Raw genomic sequence first — 14,402 nt, 5'->3', positions numbered from 1 at the left:
AAGCACCGCCTCCCGTGGCCTTTTTGCTTTCGGCGACATGCCTTGGGAAGTAGGCGAACCAAAGTGGGGATACGGAGGACGTTCATTTGCACCCATTGATAATTTCAGTTTGCCAGTAGGAGTTCCCAGCATGTCGATCAACGTCGAAGACTATTTCGCGCGCGATACCTTCCAGAAAATGAAGGCCTTCGCCGACAAACAAGAAACCCCGTTCGTGGTGATCGATACCGCGATGATCAGCCAGGCCTATGACGACCTGCGCGCCGGTTTCGAATTCGCCAAGGTCTACTACGCGGTCAAGGCCAACCCGGCCGTCGAAATCATCGACCTGCTCAAAGAGAAAGGCTCGAACTTCGACATCGCTTCGATCTACGAGCTCGACAAAGTGATGAACCAGGGCGTCGGCCCGGATCGCATCAGCTACGGCAACACCATCAAGAAATCCAAGGACATTCGCTACTTCTACGAGAAGGGCGTGCGCCTGTATGCCACCGACTCCGAAGCCGACCTGCGCAACATTGCCAAGGCTGCACCGGGTTCGAAAGTCTACGTGCGCATCCTCACCGAAGGCTCGACCACCGCTGACTGGCCGTTGTCGCGCAAATTCGGCTGCCAGACCGACATGGCCATGGACCTGCTGATCCTCGCCCGCGACCTGGGCCTGGTGCCTTACGGCATCTCGTTCCACGTTGGCTCGCAACAGCGCGATATCAGCGTCTGGGACGCGGCGATCGCCAAGGTCAAAGTGATCTTCGAGCGTCTGAAAGAGGAAGACGGCATCCACCTCAAGCTGATCAACATGGGTGGCGGCTTCCCGGCCAACTACATCACCCGTACCAACAGCCTGGAAACCTACGCCGAAGAAATCATCCGCTTCCTCAAGGAAGACTTCGGTGATGACCTGCCGGAAATCATCCTGGAACCGGGCCGTTCGTTGATCGCCAACGCCGGCATTCTGGTCAGCGAAGTGGTGTTGGTGGCGCGCAAATCCCGTACCGCCGTCGAGCGTTGGGTGTACACGGATGTGGGCAAGTTCTCCGGCCTGATCGAAACCATGGACGAAGCCATCAAGTTCCCGATCTGGACCGAGAAGAAAGGCGAAGTGGAAGAAGTGGTCATCGCCGGCCCGACCTGCGACAGCGCCGACATCATGTACGAGAACTACAAATACGGCCTGCCGCTGAACCTGGCGATTGGCGATCGTTTGTACTGGTTGTCGACCGGTGCGTACACCACCAGTTACAGCGCTGTCGAATTCAATGGCTTCCCGCCGCTGAAATCGTTCTACGTGTAAATACCGCTGGCTGAAAAACAAAAGGTCCATGACATGTCATGGACCTTTTTTTATGGCCGGGACCATTGCTGCATTCGGTCGGCCATCGACTTGACCTCCCTCAGTACATGTTCGATCTGCGCCAAGGCGCAATTCAAGTGCGAGAGTTTCATGGTCGGCTTGACGGCCAGCAACTCATTCTCTGCGACCCGCAGAAAACTGCGCATGGCAAACAGGAAGTCGTTCAGGTTGTGAACGGCTGAACAGGCGTCAGTCTTGATCGCGAACAGTTCGCGCAGATGCTCGTTGGACCGGGTCCGACGCGCCTGCACAGAACTCCCGGGACTGGCGGAGTTCCTCATACCGGGCAGGCTGGACCCACTTTCTACATACCAGGTTTCAATCCGGGAATAGTGCGAGTGGCACTCACAAGGCTTCAACGTCAACGAGCGGAAAAAGCGCTCAAACACGTTGTGGATATCAAGATTCAATTCCTTCGGCACAGCTTTGAAATCCAATAATGCGGAAGTGGTGCGGCTCAGACGAAAGTAAAGCTCGTGGGTCAGGCCTTTTACATCCTTGGGAGGAAACCAGATCCACCATTGCGACCTGGACAGACTGAATCGCTTGAAATCCACAGCGCTGATGCTCAAATGCCGACCACCATGAGACGTTTGCGCTGCTATTTTTCGACTCTCGTCGGCAAACTCTGCGATGTAGCTCAAGTTCTCATTACACACTTTGCCCAACGCCGAGATATCAGCTTCGAGCCGTTCCAGATAACCGTAACTGAATGACGCCAACACCTTGAGTCGCTCGGCATCGGGCAGTGTCGTCAGAACGTGTCCCTGACGTTGCAAGTTATCTGAATGGCGTTTCAGCTGGTCCAGCGTGGCGGGAAGTACACGAAGAAAATCAAAGTACTTTTTCAAGGCAACAAAGTGCCTCTGCGCAAGAAGAAATTCATACATGGGGAATGACCTGGTGACACTGGCGAATGCCAGAATGGAAAAACATCAGGCAGGGGTCACCACCTCAACGAAAACTCCCCCTGCCATCGGTCAATGATGTTGTTATGGCTGTGAGACAGGCGTCAGAAAGCCAATGAACTGGCCCGCTTCTTTTATGGCCCTGGCACTGCGCATCGCGACATCACCCGTCCTGTTACCCTCCACAGCCGCCAGGAATTGATTGAACGTAGCGGCTGCCTGCTTGTACTCGCCAACATAAAGCCGGCGCTGATCGTCCAGTGCATGGATCAAGTGAATAAACTCGATCTTGCCGACCGACTGATCGATCTCCTCGTCTTTCTGCGCAATCTTGCGACCCAGCTCATCGACCTGCGCCTGAAACTTGTTGCTTGCATGAATCATGTTGATGAAAGTAATGCCTTCGTTGATATCGGCGATCGCTTTCTTCAGTTCGTCGATCGCAAACAGCACGATCTGAGCTTGTGGTGGCGCCATGCCGAGCTCTTTGAGCTTATCGATGGTCAACGCAATGTCTTTGCCGATCTTCTCGATGCCGGCTTTTTCAATCGCACTGATTGCCTCGGATAACACCTTGAACTCGCTTTGAACCTTGGCCAGGGTTTCGCCTAATGCCTGACGGGAATTCTTTAGATCGAGCTGGTCTTTTTCCAGGCCGACGATGTAGCCCGACGTGGTGCGCTGATCATATCCGTCGCTGATATTGGCCAAACGAATGCTCACCTGGCTTGCCTCGTTGCGAGTAATGGCGAGCATTTTTTTCAAGGCGGCCTCGAGATCTTCCTCGATCTCTGCAAACTCCTCGGTGCCTTGCGCCGCGTCTGCCAACTCCTGTTCAAGAGCAATCAGTTTACGAACCTTGGATTCCAGGTCCATCTTGCTGTTGAAGCTGGACTCACGCAAATTGCGGGCAGCGGCACTGACATCTCCGAGCACTCTTTTGAATCGATCGAATACGCCTGGCAAATAATTGAGACGGATAAAAAGCGCTTCAGCAGCGACGGCATCGTCGCGCATTGCGTGATGACTGTCTTTCAAGGCCTGAAGGTTAAACGCTGGATAGTCATTCTTGCCGGAGAACGTTGTCATTTTTGGCACCACCATTCCTTGAGTCTGGCCATATTCGCGATCTGCTTCTCTGAATACCTCGATCACGAGGTCTGCGTCGTTGTGGATTTGTACCCACGGGCCAACGACCTCCCGGAACGCCGACATGAAGCGCCTCAGGCTCAGCGCATCGGTGATCCCCAACATGGCTGTCGAAGACTCATCGACATACCGATGCATCACATTCCAGACATGCATGAGGTTCTGCGTGGCCAGATCGGCATCGATGGCGATAATTGTCAGGTTTTGCAGATCCTGCTCCACTCGCTTCAACGAACCGAGGGTCCGATTCATGTTTCCCAGGACTTCAATATCCTTGTCCTGCAACGCATTCAGCTCTTTACGAGCGTTACGTACGGCCTCCGCCTCTACACCGTAGTAAATGGCCATTCCCAAACCAAACACATTCAAACCGGCTGCAGAACTCAGAGACTTGTCGACCAAGGCCTGATACTGGGTGTTTTTTTCCAGAATTTCCGCGGCACGACCGGCGATGATTTCATCCAGTTTCTTTACTTCGGCAGGATAAGAGTTGGTTTTGATCAGTGCCACTCTCAACTTTATTCCCGGCAGCACTTTTTCTCGCAAGTCATAGCCAAACGAGTCCAGATCGGTTTTTATACCTCGAACATTATCCAGACTGGAGGTAACTTTTTCGAATATCCTGCCCAGATAAAACCTCATATCAGGGATCGTGTCCGAATCAAGTTCTATACCGGGAAACTTGTCGCTCAGCTCAAGCTGCAACTTCTTCAGTTCGTCCAGCGTCTTGACATTGTGCTTTTCAAGCAAAGGGCCGGACTTGAGATCCAGGTAGACCTCTTCCATATCCTTGCCGTAGCGCTGCATGCTCGCGCCAAACAACTTCAGCTCGGTACCGGTGACCATGATGCGTTCGCGCAACGGTGACCAACGCCGGGCGTGATCGCGAGTGGCCGTAAACGTCTGCAGAAAATCGGCCGCCCTGAGACCGGCACCGCCATCCTGGCCGGCACCGAAGCGCAAGTAGTCGGTGACATCCTTGAGCGAGTAAGGAAGGGCCAGCCCCGCAGCCTCGTAACGCCTCAAATCGATGACTTGTTTTTTTGTCAGTAGCAGACCGGTTTCACGCGTTACATCGTCCGCATCCGCTTTGGACACATCGGACAGGATCCTTGGAACTTCCGTGGCAAACTCGGTTAATTTCTCATAGCTGGCGCCCTGCAAGGAGCGCTCCCACAACGTATTATCGCTCATAACTATTCCATTAATTATATGCATGAATGTAATTCGAACAACATGAAGTTGATCGCTAATGCACAACTTTAATATTCAGATCAGTTGCGCCAGCGAAAAGACTAAAACACTTATAAAAGTAATGTCAAAGAAACCCCGAGGGGCATATATAAGAAAAGAATACAGAATCAAAAAACAACTAACAAAACGACCACAGAGATCATTCAGCTCGGCCGAATTTTGCTTGCTCATGTTTTTTGTAATCTTCGGCCAGCAACTTCAGCACCGGTTCGGCCGCATCCCGCAACCGTTGAGCACTCACCTGAAGGAAACGCTGATTTCCGTTGACCATCGCCAGACGCAGCCAGGCAAGTCCTTCTTCGATTCTGCCCAGCTCCACCAACACCGCACCATGACTGAACTGGCCGCGGAAATCGCCGCTTTCGGCCGAGCGTCGATACCAGTCCCGCGCAGCCTGCGGATCTGCCGGGCAAACCCGACCTTCCTCCAGATAACGCCCAAGCAGGTTCATCGACTTCGCGTGGCCCAGCTCCGCAGCGCGGCGATAAAGGTTCAGCGCTTGCGCCTGATCCTCCATTACCCCGCGCCCGGTCGCCAGCAGATTGGCGTAGTTGTACATCGCCCAATCCAGTCCGGCTTCGGCGCCGACGCGATAATGCCGTGCGGCGACCGAGGCATCCGCCACGCAACCCCAGCCGTGTTCGTGACAACGACCGAGCATGTTGCGCGCCATCAGATGCCCACGCTGGGCGGCGATTCCGAACCAGCGCACGGCCAATGGCGGGTCCTGCTCGATGCCTTGCCCGTCCAGCAGAATCTGGCCGAGCAAGGCCTGGGCGTCGAGAACCCCTTCGCGTGCAGCGATCAGGATCGCCTGAGCCGCACGCGCCGGACTTTCATTGAGCATGGCTTTGAGCTGATCGCCGTCGAGCACTTCCTCGCGGCGCAATTGATAACTCATACGTCGACCCAGCGACGCAGCAGGTTGTGATACGTGCCTGTGAGGCGGATCAGCGACGGGTGATCCGGCATGTCCTGCGTCAGCTGCTGGATCGCCCCGTCCATCTCGAACAGCAGCGCGCGCTGGCTGTCTTCGCGGACCAGGCTTTGGGTCCAGAAGAATGAGGCATAGCGAGTGCCGCGGGTGACGGCGTTGACCTTGTGCAGGCTGGTGCCGGGATACAGGACCATGTCGCCGGCGGGCAACTTCACGCGCTGGGTGCCGAAGGTGTCCTGGATTTCCAGTTCACCGCCGTCGTAATCCTCAGGCTCGCTGAAGAACAGCGTCGCCGACAGGTCGGTGCGCACGCGCTCGATGCTGCCTTTGGGCTGACGCACGGCGTTGTCGATATGAAAATCGAAACTGCCACCCGCCGTGTAACAGTTCAGCAACGGAGGAAAAACCTTGTGCGGTAATGCCGCGGACATGAACAACGGATTTTTCCACAATCGCTCCAGCATCGCCGCGCCGACTTCCTTGGCCAGCGGATGACCTTCCGGCAGTTGCAGATTGTGTTTCGCCTTGGCCGACTGGTAACCGGCCGTGATTTTTCCGTCGGCCCAATCCGCCTGTTCCAGAGCCTCGCGAATGCGCTGCACCTCTTCTTTAGCGAACACGCCGGGGATGTGCAGCAGCATGGAAAGTACCTAAAGGCAAAAGGATGGCAATGGTATTGATTCTTATTGCCTGTGTAAAACCCATACGACGAATGAAACACCAAAAACCGTAAGGGTAAATTGTAAAGATTGTAAATTCAGTGCGAATAGTAACGTTTCGCAATTGATACACAGACGCGTCTACCCTATATTCCGCGGCCTCAAATCCTTGGGGAGGGGAATTCACATGTCACGCCAACAACCACAATTACCGGTCAGTTCACCGCGTTTACTCGCTTCTGCAATTGGCGTGGCGATCACTGCCGGCTCTGCGGGCCACATGGTTTTCGCGGCTGAGAAAACCGACGAAAAAGCACCGGGCAACGTGATTTCCCTGGGCGCTACCGCCATCACCGGCGACGCCCAGGACGATACCTCCTACAAGACCGATACCTCAGCCAACAAGAAATACACCGCACCGCTGCGCGAAACACCGAAAAGCGTCACCGTGATTCCGCAGCAGGTGATCCGCGACACGGGCGCTACCAGCCTGGTCGACGCCTTGCGCACCACACCGGGCATCACCTTTGGTGCTGGCGAAGGTGGCAACCCGGCGGGCGACCGTCCGATCATTCGTGGCTTCAACGCTGAAAGCGACACGTTCGTCGACGGCATGCGCGACCCGGCGTCCCAGAGCCGCGAAATCTTCAACGTTGAATCGATCGAGGTCAGCAAAGGCCCGGGGTCTGCCTTCACCGGAGCCGGCTCTACCGGTGGCAGCCTGAACCTGGTGAGCAAGACCGCCAAACTGGGCAGCTTCTACAATGGCGGCTTCACCTGGGGCTCGGATCAGACCAAGCGCACCACGCTCGACCTGAACCAGCAGATGAACGACACCTCGGCCTTGCGCCTGAACCTGATGAAACACGAAGCCAATGTCGCCGGCCGTGACACTGTGGACGTCAGCCGCTGGGGTGTGGCGCCGACCTTCGCTTTCGGCCTGGGCACCGACACTCGCGTGACCCTTGGTTACTACCACGTCGAAACCGACGACATGCCGGATTACGGCATTCCGCTGACCCTGAACCCGGCCCGCAGCAAGTACAACGTCGACAAACCGGCGCATGTCGACCGCGACAATTTCTACGGCGTCACCCATCGCGACTATCGCGAAACGACCAATGACAGCGGCACCTTCAAGATCGAGCACGATCTGAATGAAGACCTGACCGTGTCCAACAGCTTCCGCATGTCCCGTTCGACCCTGGACTACATCGTCACCAACCCGGACGACAGCAAGGGCAACGTCGCGCGGGGCAGTGTCTACCGTGGCACCAAGAGCCGTAACTCGACGTCCAGCGGCTGGGTCAACCAGACCGACCTGAGCGCCAGGTTCGACACCGGCGCCATCGAACACAGCCTGGTCACCGGTATCGAGTTTTCTTATCAGGACACCCACAACCGCCCCTACATCCTGACTTCGGCTGCCAACGGCACGACGTGCAACCCTGCACTCTTTCGCTCCGGCGACTGCACCAGCCTGTACAACCCGACGCCTGGGGATAACTGGAACGGCAGGATCACCGACAGCGCCGCGTTCACCGATACCGACACCAAGACTGCCGCCGCCTATGTGTTCGACACGCTGAAGTTCAACGAGCAGTGGTCCCTGAACCTGGGCCTGCGTTATGACAACTACCAGGTCAAATCCAGCGGCTTCGCAAACGCTGGCCGTACCACACCGGCGGGGAGTTTTGATCGCGAGAACACCAGCGACCTGGTGAACTACCAGATCGGCGTGGTCTACAACCCGTTGCCGAACGGCAGCATCTACGCCGCCTACTCGACCTCCAGCAACCCGGCGGGCGAAACCAGCGGCAACGGCAACCTGGAACTGGCCGCCAACAACAGCGACCTCGATCCAGAAAAGAACCGCAACTACGAGATCGGCACCAAGTGGGACTTCTTCGGTGATGACCTGTCATTGACCGCCGCGTTGTTCCGCACCGAGAAAACCAACGCCCGTATCGACGATCCGGATGGCGCCACCACGCAAGTGCTGGACGGCGAGCAAACCGTCAACGGTCTGGAGCTGACGTACACCGGTAAGTTGACCCGTAACTGGAAGGTCTATGGCGGCTACACCTACATGGAAAGCGAAGTGGTCAAAACCACCCTCGCCGCCGATGAAGGCAACCATATGCCGAGCACCCCGCGGAACAACTTCACCCTGTGGTCGACCTATGATGTGGTGCCGGAAAAGTTGACCATTGGTGCGGGTGCCACGTTCGTCGATTCGCAGTTCGGCAACATCGCCAACTCGGTGGAAATTCCGTCCTACTGGCGCTACGACGCAATGGCCAGCTACCGCCTGACCAAAAACGTCGACCTGCAACTCAACGTACAGAACCTGACCGACAAACGTTACTTCGACCAGGTGTTCCAGACGCACTACGCCCATGTGGCGGCGGGTCGTACCGCCCTGCTGAGCGCCAACTTCCACTTCTGACCCGCAACACCGTAGGAGCTGCCGAAGGCTGCGATCTTTTGATCTTGATTTTGGGTGGAGCTGAAATCGCCAAAGATCAAAGGATCGCAGGCTTCGCCCGCTCCTACAGAAGGCCAGGCCCCGTTCATCCATATGAACGGGGCTTTTGTGTGTAAAAAAGAATGCTTCTCGACAGCCCACGGCATAATGCGCGCCGTGATGACAATTTTTGAACGAACAAGGCGAGCAACGTGTTGAAGAAAACCCTGTTCCAGTTGCACTGGTTTTTCGGTATCAGTGCCGGGCTGGTCCTGGCCCTGATGGGCATCACCGGGGCGACAGTGTCGTTTGAGGATGAAATCCTGCGCGCACTGAACCCGTCGGTGTTGCAGGTCGAGAAACAGGTCGCCGGCGTACTGCCACCCGCCGAACTGGTGGAAAAAATCGAAGGCGCGTCGGGCAAGAAAGTCTCGATGCTCTGGGTCGACACCGACAGCGGCAACGCCGCACGCGTGGCCTTCACACCACCGCCGGGGCAGCGACGCGGCGAAATGCGCTACTTCGACCCCTACACCGCCGAGTTCAAGGGCGACGCCATCGGCCAGGACTTCTTCGGCCTGATGCTGCAACTGCACCGCTTCCTCGCCATGGGCGATACCGGTCGGCAAATCACCGGCGCCTGTACGCTGATTCTGGTGTTTTTCTGCCTGTCCGGCCTTTACCTGCGCTGGCCGCGCCAGTGGAAAAGCTGGCGCGCCTGGCTGACCCTCGACTGGAAGAAAAAGGGCCGCAGCTTCAATTGGGATTTGCACTCGGTGGCCGGCACCTGGTGTCTGGTGTTTTACCTCCTGGCGGCGTTGACCGGGTTGTCGTGGTCCTATGAGTGGTACAACAAAGGCCTGACCCGATTGCTGTCCGATGCGCCGCAGAACGAGCGGGTTCGCAATCGCGGCCCTGCGCCTGCTGGCCCGGCACCGACCGCCGATTACGCCTTGATGTGGAGCAGCATCTACAGCGCTGCCGGTCCGGCACTGAGCGCCTACAACATCCGCATGCCGCCAGTGGCCGGGCAACCGGCCACTGTGTTTTACCTGCTGAACTCCTCGCCACACGATCGCGCGCTGAACCAGATCAGCCTCGATCCGGCCACCGGCCTCATCAAACGCCACGACCGTTACAGCGACAAGAGCCTCAAGGCGCAGCTGCTGACCAGCATTTACGCACTGCACGTCGGCAGTTACTTCGGGATTGTCGGCCGGATCATCCTGACGATCAGCGCACTGACCATGCCGCTGTTTTTCATCACGGGCTGGTTGCTGTACCTGGATCGTCGACGCAAGAAAAAGCAGATCAAGAACGCCCGCAAAGGTTTCGCGCAACCGGGCAGCGACGCACCGGCGTGGCTGATCGGTTTCGCCAGCCAGAGCGGGTTTGCCGAGCAACTGGCCTGGCAGACCGCCGGGCAATTGCAGGCTGCCGGTCTGCCGGTGAAGGTTTCACCGCTGGCGAATGTCAGCGAACAGGACCTGCATGATTCGAGCAACGCTCTGTTCGTGGTCAGTACCTTCGGCGACGGCGAAGCACCGGACAGCGCCCGCGGTTTCGAACGCAAGGTGCTGGGCCGCGCGTTGAGTCTGGAGAGACTGAATTACGCGGTGCTCGGACTCGGTGATCGCCAGTATCAGCACTTCTGCGGTTTCGCCCGCCGCTTGCACGCCTGGCTCGGCGAGCACGGTGGCAAGCACCTGTTCGCGCCCGTGGAAGTCGATTGCGGCGACCCTTACGCCTTGCGTCACTGGCAGCAGCAACTCGGGCTGCTGACCGGCCAGGCGCCCGTGGACACTTGGCAAGCACCGCGCTACGACAACTGGACACTCACCCGCCGCGAATTGATGAACCCGGACAGCAGCGGTGCGCCCGTGTACTTGCTGGGCCTCAGCGCCCCGACCACCAGCAGCTGGCTGGCCGGTGACCTGGTGGAAGTGTTGCCACGCAACTGCCCGTGGGTGATCGAACATTTCCTCGACGGTCTGGGCATTGATGGCCGGGCCACGGTGGTGCTCGATGACCTGTCGCAACCTCTGGAACAAGCCCTCGCCAGTCGACAATTGCCCGAGAACCGCGCCCACCTCGTTGGCCTGCACGCGCAAGCATTGGTTGATGCGCTGGTGCCACTGGCCATGCGCGAATACTCCATCGCCTCGATTGCCGCCGACGGCGTGCTGGAACTGATCGTGCGCCAGGAAGTGCATCCTGACGGCAGTCTGGGGGTCGGTTCCGGATGGCTGACCGAACACGCACCGGTGGGCAGTACCATCAGTTTGCGCGTACGACGCAACAGCGGTTTCCATCTGCCGGTCGAACCGGTACCGATGATCCTGCTGGGCAACGGCACCGGCCTGGCCGGACTGCGCAGTTTGCTCAAGGCGCGGATTGCCGATGGGCAGCAACGTCATTGGCTGCTGTTCGGCGAGCGCAATCGCGAACACGACTACCTGTGCCGTGCCGAGCTGGAAGAGTGGCTGATTTCCGGAGACATCGAGCGTCTGGACCTGGCGTTTTCGCGGGATCAGGCCGAGAAGATCTATGTGCAGGATCGCCTGCGTGAATCGGCCGATCTGCTCAAGCAATGGCTGGCCGACGGTGCCGTGATTTACATCTGCGGCAGCTTGCAGGGGATGGCTTCGGGGGTGGATCACGTGCTGAATCAAGTGCTCGGGATCGAAGAAGTCGACCGCCTGATCGAACAGGGCCGCTACCGCCGCGACGTTTACTGACCTACCTCCCCCTGTAGGAGCCGGCTTGCTGGCGATGGCGATATCAAAAACGCCATCGCCAGCAAGCCGGCTCCTACAGGTCATAGTGGCTGCAATTTCTGCTCAAACACCGCCACCCCATCCAGGTCCCGCAACACCACACTCATCTCCCCCGTCGTCCCCTCGATATTCACCTCGCCAAAAAACTGAAACCCGGCAAACGGCGAGGTGTTCTGCGCGGGCGGCGCCTTCTCGAACACCACTTGCGCCCCAAAGGTTTTATCCAGCGGATTCGGCCCGAAGCTCCCTGCATTCAACGGCCCGGCAACAAACTCCCAGAACGGTTCAAAGTCCTGAAACGCCGCACGATCCGGGTGGTAATGATGCGCCGCGCAGTAATGCACATCCGCCGTCAGGAACACGAAATTGCGCACCTGTTGCGCCCGCAGATAACCGAGCAATTCAGCGATTTCCAGTTCGCGTCCCTGGGCCGGTCCCGGATCACCATTGGCCACCGCTTCCCAGCGCGCCACGCCGGGGCTGACTTCGCCATCGGGCACACCGAGGCCGATCGGCATGTCGGCGGCGATGACTTTCCACTGGGCCTGAGAGCCTTTCAATTCACGCTTGAGCCAATCCAGTTGCTCACGTCCGAGAAAGGGTTTGGCGCCCCCAAGGTTGTTGTCATTGGCTTCGCGATAGCTGCGCATGTCGAGCACAAACACATCGAGCATCGGCCCGTAACCGATCTTGCGATAAATCCGCCCACCGCCATCGGCGCTCTGCAAGCGCATCGGTGCATATTCAAGCCAGGCCTGGCGCGCACGCCCCACCAGGCTGTGGATATCTTTGCTTCTGTAGCGCTCATCGAGTTGCTTGCCCGGCGACCAGTTGTTCACCACTTCATGGTCGTCCCACTGCCAGATCTGCGGCACCTCGGCGTTGAAGCGGCGGACGTTTTCGTCCATCAGGTTGTAGCGGTAATTGCCACGATACTCGTCGAGGGTTTCGGCCACTTTGCTCTTGGCTTCAGTCGTGATGTTGCGCCACACGCGGCCGCTCTCTGTGGTGAGCTGCGCAGGTATGGGACCGTCTGCGTAGATGGTGTCGCCACTGTGAATAAAGAAGTCCGGCAGGCGCAGGCGCATGGCTTCGTAGATGCGCATGCCGCCGATGTCCGGGTTGATGCCGAACCCCTGGCCGACGGTGTCGCCGCTCCAGACGAAACGGATGTCGCGCCGGGTCTGCGGCACGCTGCGCAAGTGACCGAACCAGGGTTCGCTGGCGACGCCGCTCTGGGCGTCCTCGAAATGCACGCGATAGAAAATCGCCTGGTCGGCGGGCAGACCGGTGAGCTCGACCCGCGCGGTGAAATCGCTGCGGGCATCGACGAGGGGCGAAACGAACCGGCGCGGGTTGGCGAACACGCTGCGGGTGTCCCACTCCACCACCATCCGCGCCGCACGATCGCTGCGGCTCCAGACCATCGCCCGGTCACCCAGCACGTCGCCGGACTGCACACCATCGGTGAGTTGCGGCCGATCCTTGACCGAAGCGATCACCGCCGGCGCAAGGCCGGGCAACAACAGCCCGGCGCCGACCGCCTGCATGACACGACGGCGGCCGAGGTTGAATTCGCTCATGGCGTTCTCCCTGAAAAAGGAAAACTAAAACATGGTCGTGTGACCCAACCATGACACACAAATCAGCCAACACCACAGATCCGTATGGAAGACTCTATGTTGCAGGACAACCCTGCAATTGCAGACCGGCTGGTATTCGCTCTGATTTTTCATCACGGCTCCTGTTCCTATCAAGGAATAGGAAATTTCAGCGCTGCATTTGGGAAACGTCCTCACGCCAGCGCCTGAGCGCCCCAAGTAGTTTCGAGGCTCCCCTCGGCAAGTTCAACTCGGAGACCGGGGCGCAGACACAGCCAGCAAACAGAACCAGGAAGGTTGACTCATGAAATATGATTTGAAGTTTCAGATTTACGGCAGAGAAGAAGCCACCGACTTGGCTGTATTCGAGATCGACTTGCCCCCGACCGTTACCACGGATGCCCTGATGCCGATAATGGCTTGGCATGAAGAAGAGGATGCCATGGCGAGCCATCTTCTAACCGCCAGGCAGATGACGGCAATTGAACGTCTCGCAATGATTAAATTACCCAGGAATCTAGTGCTGTATATCAGCAGCTACATGTGAGCCTTCGGCATCCCCCCGCTTGAACGGCGGTTTAACACTCAAAAACGTGACTGACAGAAAGATCGCCATCGCGAGCAAGCTCTGCTCCTACAGGGTATGCGTCGTTCTCCCACACGGGCTGAAATGAGCATCGTGAGGCACACAACTTTTCAAGACGTTTCCTACAACGTATCTTGTTGCCGCGTTTCGGGATCGACTCCATAGTTCGGGCTCGCGGAAAACACCGCGAACGACCTTGGCCGGTCGGTGCAGGAACGCTACAGCGTAGCAACACCTCCTCAGGCACTTTGTGCCTGAGGTGTTGTTTTATGGCAGCTGTGCGTGGGACACCTTCGGGTGTGCCGGTTCCTGTGCCCGGTCGGCCAACCCGCGTATGGCTGCCACCCTCTTCGTTTGGCCGCGAATGGTGGTAGCTCCCATTACAGGAGTTACTTCATGTTCCAAGTCATGCCGCGTTACCTCCCAATCGACACCTACGACGCCGAAACACCGGTGCTCTTCGTCAACACCCACAAAGAACTCAGCGAACTCACCGCCTGCGCCATGCACCGCTTCAGCGTGGTTCGCGATCTGGCAGACACGTTCACCAGCCTGAACCTGAAAAACATTTCCGACTGTGATCTGACGCGAATCACCCGCGCCGTGCATCTGCTCATGCGTGAGGGCTGTGCTGTGCTGGATGTGGTTCAGGCGCGGGCGTTGCAGCGGGAGAATGAGTACAAAACCCCTGCTTGATGGTGTTGCCACTG

General features: G+C 57.7%; 11 protein-coding genes. 6 read left to right on the top strand and 5 right to left on the bottom strand.

The genetic code is table 11. The features are described from left to right. Positions 1–130: 130 nt before the first annotated feature. Entirely contained in the window at positions 131–1,294 is a 1,164-nt protein-coding gene (locus tag PMI01S_RS03585) for a type III PLP-dependent enzyme (RefSeq protein ID WP_008024420.1), read from the top strand. Between the two features lie 50 nt (positions 1,295–1,344). Here PMI01S_RS03585 and PMI01S_RS03580 read toward each other — a convergent pair whose 3' ends face one another. After that, positions 1,345–2,133 (bottom strand): hypothetical protein, encoded by a 789-nt coding sequence (locus PMI01S_RS03580; RefSeq protein ID WP_139272960.1) that lies wholly within the window; start codon positions 2,131–2,133, stop codon positions 1,345–1,347. A 9-nt stretch (positions 2,134–2,142) separates the two neighbouring features. Between PMI01S_RS03580 and tilS the strand changes: the two genes are divergently transcribed. Further along, positions 2,143–2,253, top strand: coding sequence for a tRNA lysidine(34) synthetase TilS (gene tilS, locus PMI01S_RS32325; protein ID WP_139272958.1), 111 nt, complete (start codon positions 2,143–2,145; stop codon positions 2,251–2,253). Positions 2,254–2,346: 93 nt separating this feature from the next. Here tilS and PMI01S_RS03575 read toward each other — a convergent pair whose 3' ends face one another. The 3 genes from PMI01S_RS03575 to PMI01S_RS03565 form a co-directional block, all read right to left on the bottom strand. Continuing rightward, on the bottom strand, positions 2,347–4,605 hold the full coding sequence (locus PMI01S_RS03575) for an alpha-xenorhabdolysin family binary toxin subunit A (RefSeq protein WP_084318065.1): 2,259 nt from the start codon (positions 4,603–4,605) through the stop codon (positions 2,347–2,349). A gap of 199 nt (positions 4,606–4,804) precedes the next feature. Further along, positions 4,805–5,566, bottom strand: a complete 762-nt coding sequence (locus PMI01S_RS03570; protein ID WP_084318064.1) for a tetratricopeptide repeat protein — start codon at positions 5,564–5,566, stop codon at positions 4,805–4,807. Continuing rightward, entirely contained in the window at positions 5,563–6,243 is a 681-nt protein-coding gene (locus tag PMI01S_RS03565; RefSeq protein ID WP_084318063.1) for a Fe2+-dependent dioxygenase, read from the bottom strand. Before PMI01S_RS03565 ends, PMI01S_RS03570 begins: the two co-directional genes overlap by 4 nt. A gap of 205 nt (positions 6,244–6,448) precedes the next feature. Here PMI01S_RS03565 and PMI01S_RS03560 point away from each other — a divergent pair, with 205 nt between their 5' ends. Together PMI01S_RS03560 and PMI01S_RS03555 are read left to right on the top strand one after the other, a co-directional pair. Further along, positions 6,449–8,710, top strand: a complete 2,262-nt coding sequence (locus PMI01S_RS03560; RefSeq protein ID WP_084318062.1) for a TonB-dependent receptor — start codon at positions 6,449–6,451, stop codon at positions 8,708–8,710. Between the two features lie 230 nt (positions 8,711–8,940). Further along, a complete protein-coding gene (locus PMI01S_RS03555) occupies positions 8,941–11,466 on the top strand; it encodes a PepSY domain-containing protein (RefSeq protein ID WP_084318061.1) in 2,526 nt (841 codons plus the stop codon). Positions 11,467–11,546: 80 nt separating this feature from the next. Here the strand turns inward: PMI01S_RS03555 and PMI01S_RS03550 are convergent, their stop codons facing one another. After that, positions 11,547–13,088 (bottom strand): alkaline phosphatase D family protein, encoded by a 1,542-nt coding sequence (locus PMI01S_RS03550; protein WP_084318060.1) that lies wholly within the window; start codon positions 13,086–13,088, stop codon positions 11,547–11,549. A 322-nt stretch (positions 13,089–13,410) separates the two neighbouring features. Here PMI01S_RS03550 and PMI01S_RS03545 point away from each other — a divergent pair, with 322 nt between their 5' ends. Together PMI01S_RS03545 and PMI01S_RS03540 are read left to right on the top strand one after the other, a co-directional pair. Continuing rightward, positions 13,411–13,653 (top strand): hypothetical protein, encoded by a 243-nt coding sequence (locus PMI01S_RS03545; protein WP_084318059.1) that lies wholly within the window; start codon positions 13,411–13,413, stop codon positions 13,651–13,653. Between the two features lie 435 nt (positions 13,654–14,088). Beyond that, on the top strand, positions 14,089–14,388 hold the full coding sequence (locus tag PMI01S_RS03540) for a hypothetical protein (protein WP_084318058.1): 300 nt from the start codon (positions 14,089–14,091) through the stop codon (positions 14,386–14,388). The last annotated feature ends 14 nt before the right edge of the window (positions 14,389–14,402 follow it).

Origin of the sequence: Pseudomonas migulae NBRC 103157 (assembly GCF_002091715.1) — a bacterium.
Taxonomy (GTDB): domain Bacteria; phylum Pseudomonadota; class Gammaproteobacteria; order Pseudomonadales; family Pseudomonadaceae; genus Aquipseudomonas; species Aquipseudomonas migulae_A.
The sequence above is the reverse complement of the archived record's forward strand: the minus strand, read 5'-3'. Positions and strand labels throughout refer to the sequence as shown.

What these genes read in the sequence shown, in the direction of transcription:
- PMI01S_RS03585 (WP_008024420.1), top strand. Translation starts at nt 131, where the DNA reads ATGTCGATCAACGTCGAAGACTATTTCGCGCGCGATACCTTCCAGAAA.
- tilS (WP_139272958.1), top strand. Translation starts at nt 2,143, where the DNA reads ATGGCGTTTCAGCTGGTCCAGCGTGGCGGGAAGTACACGAAGAAAATC.
- PMI01S_RS03575 (WP_084318065.1), bottom strand. Translation starts at nt 4,605, where the DNA reads ATGAGCGATAATACGTTGTGGGAGCGCTCCTTGCAGGGCGCCAGCTAT.
- PMI01S_RS03570 (WP_084318064.1), bottom strand. Translation starts at nt 5,566, where the DNA reads ATGAGTTATCAATTGCGCCGCGAGGAAGTGCTCGACGGCGATCAGCTC.
- PMI01S_RS03565 (WP_084318063.1), bottom strand. Translation starts at nt 6,243, where the DNA reads ATGCTGCTGCACATCCCCGGCGTGTTCGCTAAAGAAGAGGTGCAGCGC.
- PMI01S_RS03560 (WP_084318062.1), top strand. Translation starts at nt 6,449, where the DNA reads ATGTCACGCCAACAACCACAATTACCGGTCAGTTCACCGCGTTTACTC.
- PMI01S_RS03550 (WP_084318060.1), bottom strand. Translation starts at nt 13,088, where the DNA reads ATGAGCGAATTCAACCTCGGCCGCCGTCGTGTCATGCAGGCGGTCGGC.
- PMI01S_RS03545 (WP_084318059.1), top strand. Translation starts at nt 13,411, where the DNA reads ATGAAATATGATTTGAAGTTTCAGATTTACGGCAGAGAAGAAGCCACC.
- PMI01S_RS03540 (WP_084318058.1), top strand. Translation starts at nt 14,089, where the DNA reads ATGTTCCAAGTCATGCCGCGTTACCTCCCAATCGACACCTACGACGCC.